The 13,192-nt window shown below is 61.9% G+C and carries 12 protein-coding genes; 4 read left to right on the top strand and 8 right to left on the bottom strand.

Annotation, left to right across the window (positions count from 1 at the left end):
- Positions 1-7: 7 nt before the first annotated feature.
- Positions 8-1,240 carry an MBL fold metallo-hydrolase gene (locus tag P2T57_RS13770; protein ID WP_276299790.1) on the bottom strand — a complete coding sequence of 411 codons (1,233 nt, stop codon included), beginning with the start codon at positions 1,238-1,240 and terminating at the stop codon, positions 8-10.
- Between the two features lie 122 nt (positions 1,241-1,362).
- Here P2T57_RS13770 and P2T57_RS13765 point away from each other — a divergent pair, with 122 nt between their 5' ends.
- Positions 1,363-1,752 carry a hypothetical protein gene (locus P2T57_RS13765; protein WP_276299789.1) on the top strand — a complete coding sequence of 130 codons (390 nt, stop codon included), beginning with the start codon at positions 1,363-1,365 and terminating at the stop codon, positions 1,750-1,752.
- On the opposite strand, the gene P2T57_RS13760 is transcribed toward P2T57_RS13765, so the two are convergent.
- From P2T57_RS13760 to P2T57_RS13745, 4 genes are all read right to left on the bottom strand, one after another.
- The gene (locus P2T57_RS13760; RefSeq protein ID WP_276299788.1) at positions 1,749-2,585 is read right to left on the bottom strand and encodes an RNA ligase family protein; all 837 of its coding nucleotides are present in this window, start codon (positions 2,583-2,585) and stop codon (positions 1,749-1,751) included. The genes P2T57_RS13765 and P2T57_RS13760 overlap by 4 nt on opposite strands.
- 425 nt (positions 2,586-3,010) lie before the next feature.
- Complete coding sequence (locus P2T57_RS13755; protein ID WP_276299787.1) at positions 3,011-3,355, bottom strand: AzlD domain-containing protein; 345 nt, start codon at positions 3,353-3,355, stop codon at positions 3,011-3,013.
- Entirely contained in the window at positions 3,352-4,080 is a 729-nt protein-coding gene (locus tag P2T57_RS13750) for an AzlC family ABC transporter permease (protein WP_276299786.1), read from the bottom strand. Before P2T57_RS13750 ends, P2T57_RS13755 begins: the two co-directional genes overlap by 4 nt.
- Before the next feature lie 456 nt (positions 4,081-4,536).
- Complete coding sequence (locus P2T57_RS13745; protein ID WP_276299785.1) at positions 4,537-5,274, bottom strand: sporulation protein; 738 nt, start codon at positions 5,272-5,274, stop codon at positions 4,537-4,539.
- A 194-nt stretch (positions 5,275-5,468) separates the two neighbouring features.
- Between P2T57_RS13745 and P2T57_RS13740 the strand changes: the two genes are divergently transcribed.
- Entirely contained in the window at positions 5,469-5,606 is a 138-nt protein-coding gene (locus P2T57_RS13740; protein WP_276299784.1) for a hypothetical protein, read from the top strand.
- Between the two features lies 1 nt (position 5,607).
- Here the strand turns inward: P2T57_RS13740 and P2T57_RS13735 are convergent, their stop codons facing one another.
- Positions 5,608-7,713, bottom strand: a complete 2,106-nt coding sequence (locus tag P2T57_RS13735; protein WP_276299783.1) for a CHAT domain-containing protein — start codon at positions 7,711-7,713, stop codon at positions 5,608-5,610.
- 87 nt (positions 7,714-7,800) lie between these two features.
- Entirely contained in the window at positions 7,801-8,640 is an 840-nt protein-coding gene (locus P2T57_RS13730; protein WP_276299782.1) for a DUF7504 family protein, read from the bottom strand.
- A 171-nt stretch (positions 8,641-8,811) separates the two neighbouring features.
- On the opposite strand from P2T57_RS13730, the gene P2T57_RS13725 reads away from it, so the two are divergent.
- Together P2T57_RS13725 and P2T57_RS13720 are read left to right on the top strand one after the other, a co-directional pair.
- Positions 8,812-10,284: an aldehyde dehydrogenase family protein gene (locus P2T57_RS13725; RefSeq protein WP_276299781.1), complete on the top strand. Its 1,473-nt coding sequence runs from the start codon at positions 8,812-8,814 to the stop codon at positions 10,282-10,284.
- Between the two features lie 532 nt (positions 10,285-10,816).
- Entirely contained in the window at positions 10,817-11,944 is a 1,128-nt protein-coding gene (locus P2T57_RS13720) for a hypothetical protein (RefSeq protein WP_276299780.1), read from the top strand.
- A 560-nt stretch (positions 11,945-12,504) separates the two neighbouring features.
- On the opposite strand, the gene P2T57_RS13715 is transcribed toward P2T57_RS13720, so the two are convergent.
- Positions 12,505-13,044 (bottom strand): hypothetical protein, encoded by a 540-nt coding sequence (locus tag P2T57_RS13715; RefSeq protein WP_276299779.1) that lies wholly within the window; start codon positions 13,042-13,044, stop codon positions 12,505-12,507.
- Positions 13,045-13,192 lie beyond the last annotated feature (148 nt).

The raw sequence follows: 13,192 nt of genomic DNA, 5'->3' as shown, positions 1-13,192 counted from the left end.
CGAGAAGTCAGGCTTCGACCGTCTCGCCTAACTCCGGCGCGCTGGCCTCGAAGTCTGCTTCTCGGAGTTCCCCCGCGAACTCCTCGCACCGGTCGCCGTGGTTCACCAGCACCTCGGCGTCCCGGTAGGAGTCGAGGAAGGCCAACAGGCCCTCGCGGTCGGCGTGGGCCGAGAAGTCGTAGGCCTCGACTTGTGCGCTGACCGGCATGACCCGACCGTCGATTTCGGCGCGTCCGGAGTCCAGCAGTTCCCGGCCGGGCGTCCCCTCGACCTGATACCCTGTGAACGCGATTTTGTTCGTCGGACTCCCGCGGATTTCGGGCACGTAGGTCATCGCCGGGCCGCCCGAGAGCATCCCCGAAGTCGTCACGATGACCGTGTTCTTCTCGGCGATTCGCTTGCGCTGACCATCCCGGCCAGTAACGAACCGAGCGTTGGACTTTGCCCGCTGGAGGGCATCTGAATCCCGGATGAACTCGGGGTACTGGCGCGCGATTCTGGTGACTTGCTGGCCCATGCCATCGACGTAGCAGTCGAGGCCGTGGGCCTCGCAGACCATCAGTATCTCCTGCGTTCTGCCGATGGCGAACGCCGGGACGACGACAGTTCCACCCTCCCAGATGGTCGTTCGGACGCTCTCGGCGAACGAGTCCTCAACCTCGCTTCGGGGGTCGTGGTCCACGTCGGAGTAGGTCGATTCGGTAATCACGATGTCGGCCTCAGGCCGGGCGGTGGTTCCCGACAGCAGTTGCGTGTCCTCGGTGTGAAAGTCGCCGGTGTAGAGGAGTCTGGTCTCGCCGTCGTCCACGAGGACGTGGGCACTCCCCGGAATGTGGCCCGCGTCGAAAAACGTAATCTCGTAGCCTGCGGCCTCGAACTGCTCGCGGTAGCCGTGGGTCTGTGAAACTTGGCTCATTCGCTTGACCTCGGTGTGGGTAAACGGGCAGTCGTAGCTCCCGCCGTGGAGTTTGAGGGTGTCCTCGGCCAGCACGCGCGTCAGGTCGCGGGTCGGCGGAGTCCAGTGAATCGGCGGCCGGGCATCGCCTGATAAGAGGGAAGGGACTGCTCCAACGTGGTCTAAGTGGCCGTGGCTCACCACCACGGCGTCCGGGTCGTGGTCGCCGACCGGGAAGGAGGGCGGATTGCCGGTGGCCATCCCGTAGTCCAGCAGAAGCGAATCGTCGACCAGAATCGCGCTCCGGCCGATTTCTCGCGCTCCGCCGAGAAATTCGACGTTCATTGACGGCCAGTAGTCGGCCGAGGCCTTTTCGTTCGTCGGTTCCCCAGAGGAGTCGCCAGTGACCCCCAGTCGGTCCTCGACAGAATCCTCAAAAGTCCCCGGACCGTAGCCTCCCACAGCAGATGGACAGGACACTCGAACTTCCAAACGGGGATGTCGTCACCCCCGAAGACGTGTTCCTCTACAACAACTACCCGTATCGCGTCCGGTTCCCGGACGCCGAGGAGGACGCCGACGGGACCCGAGCGAGCGAGTACGAATTCGAGTTCTCGCCCCTCTACTGGGGCGGCGGCGAGATGGACATCCCTTTCCGGGAGCGCGAGGCGCTGGTCGAGCAGTGGGGCGAGGACTCGCGGGGCACCATGACCGCCGACGAGTGGGGCCAGTGGCTCGCCGAGGCCCGCAGTGACGACCGGTTCGGCGACGACGAACTCGACGCGCTGGCCCGCGAACTCCCCGGTTCTGCGAGCGGTAGTCTCGTGGACCGACTACGAGACGCGCTCTCGTTCTAAGTTTCGAGAAACTCTTGGGTCCGTCCTGCGAATGCCGACCGAAAGGCGCTCCACTCGACCGAGGAGCCATCGTGGAAAAACCGGTGGGACTCCTCGCGGGCGATGGCTTCGACCGCGCGCTCGAAAACCGCGTCGAAGGTGACGGGCCGGTCGCGGGTTTCCAATCTGCGAACGACCTCCTCGACGCGCTGGCGAGTCGCGTACCGGTCGGCGAGGTCGTCGGCCGAGGCCGAGAGCGGTTCGGCGTCGTCCGACTCGAAATCGGGATTGGGAATCACCGCGCGCCCGCCGGTCTTGTTCCGGACCACGACGCCTTCAGCGGGACCGTCGTACCACTCCGAGTCGGGAATTTCGTAGCTCTCGGGGTCGAAGTCGGTAGCCCGGACCTCCTTCTGGACGGCGTTGACTGGGGCGAGACCGAGGCGGTCGTAGACCTGTTCGACCGAATCCGGCGGAAGGAAGCGGTCGTCCGACGAGTTCCACACGTCGAAGCCCAGCACCGCGGGCGTCCGGTCCCAGTCGTAGTCGATAGCCTGTCGGACCGTGGCCTCGGCGAAGAAGACGACCGAGGAGGGCGCTTCGACCGAGGCCCGGAGCGCGTCCCGGTCGAACTCCTCGCGGACGTGCCGGACCGCGTGGTGGTACGGCGGGGGCACGTCGTCAGCGTCCGAACCGTAGACCCGTTCCCGGCCGCCGAATTCGAGGACGCCCGACTCCCGGAGGCGAAACCGGAGGTGGAGGCCGTCGATTCGCTCTTGAATCCAGAGGTGCCCGGAGTCGAACAGGTCGGCGGGAGCGTCCTCGGCGCGGGGAACCGGCGGGAACTGTTTCATGCGAGCGAGTTGTCCGCGGTCCGAGGTAAGGGTTGGCGTTCGGAAATGATATTGATTCCTTTAGAATTAAATATGTATTTTAAAGATGTGTAATTGTTTCTCTGAGCTGGTCGAGGAGGCTCCTCCGAAACCCGAAAGCCAGCGTTCGGGTTCCACGAGAGAGCGCCGGGACGGACCAGCACGCAACGACACAGCACCGTAACGACACAGCACCGCGCCCCGTGCCTCCCCGCACCGCGAGCGCCAACTGGCGCTCGCGGTGCGCGTCCCGTGGACTGGACGGTCGGCGCGTCACGTGGATTGAACAGTCGGCGCGTCACGTGGATTGAACAGTCGTCCTGTCTTGCGGATGAACAGTCGGCGCGTCCTTCGGTTCCGGCATCGAGCGCCTTCGACGCCGAGGCCGTCGGAAAAGCACTGCTGGCTCAGAGCGGAAGCCACTCCAGCGTCCAGAGCGCACCCATCCCGACCACGATGGTCCAGAGCATGCTCTCGGTCCGCCACGCGACCACCGCCGCCAGCGACCCCGCCAGCAGTCTCGTGTTATCCACGCCCAGCGCGAGCGCACCGTCGAGGTAGACCAGTCGCGGGACCACGAGGGCGGTCAGGACCGCGGCGGGGACGAACTTCAGCGCGCGTTCCAGCCACGGCGGGACCTCGCCGAGGCGACCGAACAGCGCGATGAACGAGAGTCGAATGGCGAAGGTGCCGACGCTGGCCCCGACGACAACCAGCCAGATTGACACACCGCCGAGCGGTTGGGCGGTCACGACTGCTCTTGCACCTCCCTCGCCCCCGTGCCGACGCCTTCGGCCACCACGCCGGCGACGATGCCCCCGAGTGCGGCGACCAGAATCCCGACGTTGAACGGGAGGCCGACCCCCGCGACGGCGAGGACCCCCGCCACGACGCCCGCGAGGTACGAGGGCGCGCCGTCAAGCGCCGGAAAGAGCAGGCCCATGAACAGCAGGGGGATGGCGAAGTCGAGTTGCCAGCTTTGGGGGACGCGCGCGCCGAAGACGATGCCGACGACGCTCGACCCGACCCACGCCGTCCAGAGCGGAACCGCGGTCCCGAGGTAGTACCACCGGCCCGCGCCGGTCGGGTCCGGAGCGTTCGGCCCCTCGAACTTGGCGACCGACAGCGCGTAGGTCACGTCGAGCAGGAAAAACGAGACCACCAGTTTCCACCGCGCCGAGAGGTCCCGGAAGTGCGCTCCGAGAGAAGCACTGTACATCAGGTACCGCAGGTTGACCACCAGCGCGGTCAGCACGACCACCGCCAGCGGTGCGCGCTCGCCGACCAACTCGACCGCCGCGACCTGTGCGGCCCCGGCGAACAGCATCCCCGCGAACGCCGCGGCCTGCACCGGGTCGAAGCCCGCGCCGACCGTCGCCACGCCCGCGATGACGCCGAACGGGATGTTGGCGGGGAGCGCCGGAAGCACGTCCCGGACGCCGGAGCGAAACGCCGAGCGAGCGTCGGACCCGGACATGCCCGTAGCTACGGACGAGCGCCGGCAAGAAGATTGGTAAAGCGGTCAGACGTGCGAGGCAGGTTCGAGTGCGCGACTGCCGACCGACAACCACGTTTCGGCCGGACAATCAAACCACCGAGGAGGCGACCAGCCGACCAGACCACCGTGGGTGGTCCTCGTGAGCGGAGCGAACGAGTGGCTCGGAAGTCACAGCCCGCGCAGGCCGCAGGCCGAGCAGGAATGTCTTCCGGTGGATGAAGGGGCCGGCCGGTCGCGGGCCGTCAGGCCCGTGGTCGCTTGCTCGGCCACTATCTGCGCCGGGCGTTGCTGAGAGGCGCAGATATGCCGAGCAACGACCGCGACCGGCCGGGGGCTTCAAGAAGCGTTCACGGCGGCGATTCTGTTCCGACTACGATTTTCATCGAATTCGTAGCGATACGCTTCGACTCGGGTAAAAAAAGGGATACGAGTCTCTCAGGCGAATTTCGAAATCGTCCGCTCCAAGTCGTCACGAATCGCATCCACGTCTGCGTCCCGGACCGTCAGACTCGTCTTCGACTCGTCGGTCTCGGCCAACTCGCTGAGGAGGCCGCCCCGGCGGTCGATTTCCACGAACAGCGTTAGCTTCTCGGGAGTCTCGGCGACGACCAGTTCCACCTCGTCCAAGTCGCCCCGGAAGGGACCCGCCTGCGGGCGGAACTCGAATTCTTGGACGAACCGGTTGCCGGTTCCGTACCGGTCGTAGGGGTCGGCCTCGCACTCGGCGCTCCGGAAGGAAAAGCCGAGGTCCTCCATCGCCTCGAAGACCGCCTGCAAGCGTGGAGTCGGTTGCACGTCGAGGGAGTCCTTGTCCTCGGGGTCTACCGCCCAGTCGATGTCGAGTTCGGTCTCGACCCACACGTCCACGTTACCGAGTGTGACTGGCGTCCCGTAGGGAATCTCGATTTCGACCGCGCGGGTCTCCTCGTGGTCGGGTTCGATGGTCAGGTCCTCGGTCAGGGTGAACCGGTCGATGTCGGCCTCCTCGTAGCCGTCCTCGGTGGCGTACCGGGTCTCCAACTCGAATCGAATCGCGCCGACCTCCTGCTCGGCGGACCCGCCGCTGACGTTGACTTCTGCATCGACGGTTTCACCGGGCGTTACGGTCGCGGAGGACAGGACGGTATCGACGGACGCGTTGCCGATGCCGACGGAAGCGAGAACTTTCTTCATGGCTTCGGGCTACTCCTCGTAGCCGAGGGTCGTGTATCTTTGGGCGACGAACGAATCTCTCACCCGGAGCAGATTGCTCGAACCGTCTCTAGCCTTTATCCAGCCACAAGCTTGAAGTAGATATGATAACCTAGGTAAGTATTTGAGAGAATATCGAAAAATAAACTAAACACCCCCGACTGATTTTTTATTACATGTCCGTTATCGAGAATGCGGTCGAACGCGTCACAGGTAGCGAAAAAGTAGTTCACCTCGCGTGGTTGCTCGTCCTGCTCCTCGTGGAGACCGGTCACGTCGTGGCCGGCGGCGGTACCGGAAGCAGTGGTCCGTAAATTAGCTCTGATTTAGCCATTCGTGAACGAGGACTAATTCATCATCGACTATCAACGGCGCGTAGGGTTGGTCGCTGTGGAGGTCTGCGATACGCTCTCGTGTCGTCTCGAAGCGGTACGGCCCGGTAGAAAGGAAGTGCGGACCGTCGTCAAGATACGTCGTCGAAATGCTTCCGATACCGTGGTCTCTGGTCGGGTATCCGTATCCTGTTAGCGAAAATCTATCTCCGTCGCCGGGTTCGACCGTGTACATTAGCGGAATCACGTCGTCGCTCTGAGTCAGCGTAAAACCGGGGTCCCCGACCGCGATGTATCGGGACCCGACGAACGTGGATTCGCGGGTGATGGCGAGTGCGCTTCCGATACTGAAACCTGCCTGAAACAGTTTTGCCAACGTCTCGCCAAGTTCAACCGCGGCGGGGTTTCCTACGTTACCGAGGCTTACGATGCCGCCGTGACATCCGGCCTCAACGAGCGCCACACCTTGATTGTGCGACCGGCATGCGTTGAGAAGGAAGGCTTTCATTCCGGCCTCGTCGAGGGTCTGTGCGTCTACTACCCCGTCAGAACACTCGAACCCACGGCCGTCGATATGGCCGACGTAGTGAAACAGGTCGGTCGGTGTCTGTAACAACTCTCGGAGTTCGTCGGCCGCCACGTCGAAGTGGACGCTCGGGTCGAACGAAATCGCCTCACGTGGGCCGTACACTTCCGCAATCGCGTCCCACTCCTCGCGCATCTGCTCGTCGTTGCAGACGACAGTGATGTCGATGACTCCCTCGCTTGCGTCCTCGGATTCGTGCCCGAACGCCTCCGGAAGCACTTTCGTCCCGCGTATCGGCGTCCCATCACCGACCCACGCCTGTTCAAGTGCATCTGTGTCAGGCATCTGGACGTACTCCTCGAGGGGCGGGACTCCTTGTCTCGACGGTGGACTGGCGTTTCTCTCAGGACTCCGCACCGCACTCGTACCCGAAGTCTCCCCCCGCTTGAAATCGTCTATCGCATCTCGCGTCTCGCGCATCTCCTCCGACTCGTCGTAGGTCGGTTGGGGCGGCGTCCGGAGAATCGGAAAATCGTTGACTAAGTATGGAAGCACTTCGATATTTTCGGCGGACGGTCGGACGTAAGTGACTCTGTGCCACTTCGGCATCGCTTCGGCCAGCACCGAGTATGGAATCGAAAAGTACGTCTGTAACTGCTCCTCGATTGTTGCGTCATAGAGCGTCTCGAAGTCGATATCGACAGACGAATCGAACTGCTGGCGATTAGCCAACTCAATAGGATAAAAGCCCTCGGTACGAGTGAGGCAGTCGAGGAGGAACGTCCGTTTCAGGGCACGAACGACCTCGTCTTGGAAACTCTCACCGCCCTCAAAACGGTGTTCGAACTCGCCGGCGGTCAATCGTGGCGTCTCGCCCGGAACGACTTCCGCGCCGAAGTAGTACGCCAGCGGCGCGACCGGGTAAATCGCGTCGAGTCTCGGCGGAACCTCGATAGTGACGCCGGTCTCGGACGTCGCAAGTTCGTCGGGAATCGCCAACTCGTCGCCGCGCTCGACGCGGGGCGGATGGCCGCGCAGAGTCGGCCACGACCGCTCGCACGTCGTGGTCTTGAGCGCCGACCCGAACGTCGAAACGGCGGCCATCACGTCCTCCGGGTCGTCTGTCGTAGTCACAGTCGCCTCGGGCGATTCGTGGAAGGACCGCGCACCGACTTCGACCGTCGTCTCGCGGTCGAACTCGATTCGCATCGACTCGGTGTCCGATTCGACGCTGATACCGGCCTCGACCCGGAGATATAGCTTGATAGGTGCGTTGAGTTCGAGGAGGTACTCACCGGGCGGGAACTCGGCCGACGCATCGTGAGCGAGGTCGTCGAGAACTTCGTCGGCGGGTTGGCGAACGTAGGTCAGCGCCATGTACGGAAGCCGTAGAATTTTCGTCTCGACAGTCGCCGCTGACGTGACCGGAAACTCGAACGCCTCCGGGTCGGCAGGCGCGAGTTCGACCGGCGTCGGCGTCGAAAAGATAAACCGGCGGGTCTCGATTGGGTCTACGACCTCGAATCCGGTAGTATCGTCGAGCGTGTCGAACCTCGGTGGCATCTGAGTCCTCCTGAAGTACAACCGTTTCAGTAGTCCGCGGGTAGGCTACGAAACATCTCGGCCGGGGGTACTCGAACTTTTCGCCTCTCAGAGGGAAACCCACGGCATGGTCACGTCCGAGTCCGGAAGGTGCCAGCGCTCCTCCGGGCGGTGCAGTCGGGGCGAGTCGTCTGCCGAGGAGTCGTCGCCAGCGGCGCAGTCGCCCGGTCGCTCGGTCGTCGTCCGGAGTTCCACGATAGCGTCGAACTCGTCGGCGAGGACCCGCCGCGGGTCGCTGTCGTAGGCCACCGGCAGGACGTAGTGGGCCATCGCGTTCCGGGCGTGAACTCGGTCGCCGACTGCCCGGAGGAACTCGCGGATGGCCTCCAAATCGTAGTGGTCGAACAGCGGCCCGAGCGAGTCGATTGCCAGACGGACCTCGGCGGGCCGGTGGCTTCGAGCGCCGAACTCCTCGACGGCCGAGACGAGTTCCCGGCGGAATGCGGTGAGGTCGCCGTCGCTCACGTCCACCGCGGGAGGAGTCGGCGTCGTCTCGTGACGAGCGTCGTTCGTCCCGGTTCCGGGGGTGAAGACAGTATCAGCAGTCGCCGCGGTCGGGGCAGTATCGGCGGTGCGCTGGGACCCGACCGAGTGGGAGACGAGTTTGGTCGTCTCCGACCGGGGACGAGGAGCAACGTCGTCCGGTGGAATCCTGTCGCGGACGCTCTCGGGAGTCGCGTCGGTGAGGCCGAACACGCGCCATCGGCGGGCGTCGGCGTCGCCGACCATGCTCTCGCTCGCGCGGGTGAACAGTTCGCGGGGAACGTCGCCGACGACAAGCAGGTTACAGCCCTCGCGCTTGAGTCGCCGGAGTCGAGACTGGAAGGCGACGATGTCTTCGCCGGGCGAATCGGTCCCGCGTTCGTTTCTGGAGCCGCCGTCACTCATTTAAGGGGAGTTTTCCCCCGACGTGTTATAAACTTTCGTTCACTGGCCGAGTGTGTTCGAGTAATCAAATTGGGCGGTGTACGAACCCCGCCGGCACTCGTTGGTGGTGGAGGTGAGTCCGACCGGCGGCACTCGGTTGGGTTTTTGCCTCTCCAACACCAAGCCAGAGTCGTGACGGAACGAGGCTTCACCACCGACGACAGTTGGAACGCACTGTATCTGGACGGCGAGTGGGTCGAGGACGAGGACCGAGACACCATCGCAGTCGAGAACCCGGCCACCCGCGAGCAACTCACCGAGGTACCTGCGGGGACCGAGGAGGACGTAGACCTCGCCTACGAGTCTGCGGCCGAGGCCCAAGACGACTGGGCGGACAAGTCGGCCGACGAGCGCAACGAGGTCATCGAGAACGCCATCGGGATTCTGGACGAGAAGCGCGACGAGATTCTCGAATCGCTGGCGGTCGAATCCGGCAGTGCCAACGCCAAGGCGTTCGCCGAGTGGCAGACCGCCAAGGGGATGGCCCACCACGCCACCGGGTTCGGCGAGAAGATGGGCACCGAAGAACACGACTCGATGATTCCCGGCAAGGAGAACGAAGTCGAGCGCGTCCCCGAGGGCGTCGTCGGCGTCATCTCGCCGTGGAACTTCCCGTTCAACCTCTCGCTCCGGGCAGTCGTCCCGGCGCTGGCGACGGGCAACAGCGTCGTGCTGAAGCCCGCGTCCTCGACGCCCGTGGTTGGGGGTCTCCTCATCGCGCGCATCTTCGAGGAGGCCGGCCTGCCCGACGGCGTGCTGAACGTCGTGACCGGCAAGGGGTCGGACATCGGCGACCGGATGGCCTCCCACCCGGAACTCGACGTGATGGCGTTCACCGGTTCGACCGAGGTCGGCAAGCGCGTGGCCTCGCTGGCGGGCGAGACGCTGGCGCTCCCCGCGATGGAACTCGGCGGCAACAACCCCTACGTCGTCACCGAGGACGCCGACGTGGACGCCGCGGTCGATAGCGCGGTGTTCGGGTCGTTCCTCCATCAGGGCCAGATTTGCATCTCCATCAACCGCCACCTCGTTCACGAATCCGTCTACGACGAGTACGTCGAGAAACTCGCCGAGCGCGCCGAATCGCTCCCCATCGGCGACCCGCGAGAGCGCGAGAACGTCATCGGGCCGGTCATCGACGAGGGCCAGCGCGACGACCTCATCGACTACATCGAGGAGACCGTCGAGGCGGGCGCGACCCTCGAAACCGGCGGCGAGGCCGACGGCCTGTTCGTGGAACCGACCGTCCTCTCGGACGCGGAAAACGACATGCCCGCGGCCTGCAACGAACACTTCGGCCCCATCGCGCCGGTCATCCCCTTCTCGGACGAGGACGAAGCGGTCGAACTCGCCAACGACACCGAGTACGGTCTCGCCGGAGCGGTCCACACCACCGACCTCGACCGAGGACGCGACCTCGCGGACCGCATCGACGCCGGTATGGTCCACGTCAACGACCAACCCATCAACGAGGAGCCAGCCATCCCGTTCGGCGGCATGAAGGCCTCGGGCATCGGCCGCTACGACGGCGACGAAATCTTCCACGAGTTCACCCAGACCAAGTGGATTTCGGTCCAGAACGAACCGCGGGAGTACCCCTTCTAAACGGCCTTTTCGGGAGTAGTCGCCGCTGGCGACTGCTTTTCGATTTTTCTCGGGCGCGCGCGTTGCCCGCGCACGCATGAGAGATAGTCGTTACTCTCCTCGGCACGCCAACCACGGACATAACAGATAATTGCTTTAAGCAACCGGAATATTTCCCCGACGTTTCGGCCCGGATTTGTCGAGTCGAGTTCGTGACGAGTACGGCCCAGACGAATGCCGCATAAGTATAATTTTTGTTATATTTATCCGCCGGTCAGCGGAACGAATCGCCGGTCGCGCGGCCTCGGTTGGGAGGCGGTTCGACGGCGCGCCGGAGCGCGCGCGAGAAAATCCCGCTCTTTTCGACCGAAGTACCGTATATTACCCTCTGAGGGTCTGTCGGACCGAATCTTTTCTTGCAAGGTAGTACTTTTATACATCAACCTAAGTAACTTAGCCCGAAGCGGCGAAATAGCATCATAATCCCATTTTCTACCGAGGTAATCTTTAATTTAGCAAAATCTTTATTAGTAATAGATATATACGGACTGATATGGCAAACAAGTTCGCAGGCGAAATCGAACGGATGCAAAGCGACAAAACGCTCACGACTGTACCCGAAACCGGTGGCCAGCAGACCGGGGAAAAGGTAACTGTCCCGACAATGTCTGCAGTGGACGACACCGCGACTGTCGGAGACTTAGATATCCCGTTCGACAAGCGAGTGCGGAAGCAGATACTCAACGACGTCGAAGCGACGAAACTTTCGTCTGACATCAAGGAAATCGTTCAAGACGACGGCGTCCTCGGCGACCGAGAACTGTTTACGTGGAAGTGGCTTCGATACATTTTCGGCGAACCGATGACGCTAGAGTGTGTCGGAGACGAGTACGAGCAGACGGCATACGAGGCCAAGACGCTCATTAGCATCTACATTACACTAATCGACGACGTCGGCGAGCAACTCGACGACAAGACGACCTTCTGGGAACTGGCCAAGACTGCCTATCCCGAAGTCGAACCCGACTGGGAGCGGGACGACATCAACTCCAACTACGCTCGAAGTATCAAGCGGGTCTGGACCGCACTCATGGACCGTCTCCGCTCGTCTCCTCGTTTCGAGGAGTTCCGAGAGACGTTCATGTTCAACCTCCGGCACAACGTCCAAGCGATGGAATACGCCCAGCAGTCGTCCAACTCCCGTGCGCTCATGAACCCCGAAGAGACGTGGCACTACGACACGCAGGCCATCGGCCTGTACCTGTTCTGGGGTATCGACCTGATGTTCTCACCCTCGTTCGAGAGGAGCGATTTCCGAGAGTTCCGGCGAGTCGTGTACAACCTCCAGCCGATGTGGCGACTCGGGAACTGGATCATCACGTGGGAGCGAGAGGTCTACGAACACGACTACAGCGCCGGTATTTTCGTCGAGGCCATCAATCAGGGAGTCATCGACGAAACCGACCTCGTGCGCCTCGAAGAGGGCGAACTGGACCCCGAGGAGGTAATCACCCGTATCAAATCGTCGGGCATCGTCGAGCAGTTCATCGCCGACTGGAAGCGCCGTCGTGACGAACTCTACGAGCGCGATTTCGGAATGACCTCGCTCGACAGCGACAAGATGGTTGCGATGATGGAGTGGCTGATGCAGAGCCACTTTGCGACCGAAGGCTACCGCTAGTGAGACTCAGAAGCGAAAAACGGCTCTGTCGAAGAACTCGGCGCTATTGAAAAGTTGCGGGCGAGATGGCTCTTCAGGCGAGAGCTAACTGTTTCGACCAGTAGAGGATTCTCCACATACTTAAGTCAGTAATTTAACTTCTGCGTGGCCACGTCCTTGTTCTCACGGAACAATAGAGGCCAAAGGCCGAGTGGCGCACTCAGGCGGGAATACAGCCGACACTTATTTTCAGCCTTTACCAGATGGAGGGATAGCAGACAATCGGTGACTGTCCAACCTTCGAGGACGCAGTCGACAAATGAAGGGCGGAACGATACGCAAACACGCTATCCCGATTCGGGGCCATCGTGGACTGGCCCACGAACCGTACCCACCGCCTTCCCTGCAACCCGAAGGTTCGCTCGTTGAGGGCAGTGCACTAGCAAATAAGTATCCTCGCTCGAGAAGAATCGGTTCGACTCCAACGCGGTATGGGAGTAGAATTTGTCGTGATTTCGATATTTGTCCGGAAACCCGTACACGCCCCCTAAGCGTTGAGCGCTGACTCGATTACCGGAACTCTACCAAGTTACGTCCCACGCGAAGCGTTCGTCACCTTCTGGTTCCGCCTCTTCGAACGCAGGCATGGCATCGCTCGGTCCGTACTCCTCAATGAGGCCCTTATACACACCCTGTACGAACGACTTCGGAAGCGGGTACGCTTCGTCGACTCCGAGACGCCCAGTTCGTCCGTCGATATCATGCAGATACCTGCCGCCGGGATACTCCCTATCCGAGTTTTGGAACTGTCTGTTGTGTTCCTCCAAGAGTACGTCGAACGCCTCGCCGAGGTCCGTGTCGTCCGGAATCGGGACCGTTTTCGCCGACGCCTCGCCACCCCGTTTCATCGTATTATCGCCGACTTCTTCTTGAATTTTCAAGTACCCCTCGACAACGTTGCCGAATTCGTACATTTCTTCGGGCTTCACTTCTCCACCGAGGGCTTTCTCGAACATCTCACGAGTCTTCTTCTCGAACACGGACGATACTTCCCCTGCCGCTTGGATGAATGCGAGACTGTACTTGCCAGCTATCTCTGCATTTTCGTCGTAGTTAGCCATATAATGCTAAATCGACCGCATAATAATAAATATATTGAAAAAGTAGATATTTTTGACATATGATGCCTTCTATCCAGTATTATGCTACGATTTGACATCAAGTGCAGGTTGAAAAGCCTCCGTACCCGATTCAGAAATCCAGTTCTCG

The organism is Halorussus lipolyticus, from assembly GCF_029338375.1.
Taxonomy (GTDB): Archaea; Halobacteriota; Halobacteria; order Halobacteriales; family Haladaptataceae; genus Halorussus; species Halorussus lipolyticus.
This window is presented reverse-complemented; position numbering and strand designations above follow the sequence as displayed.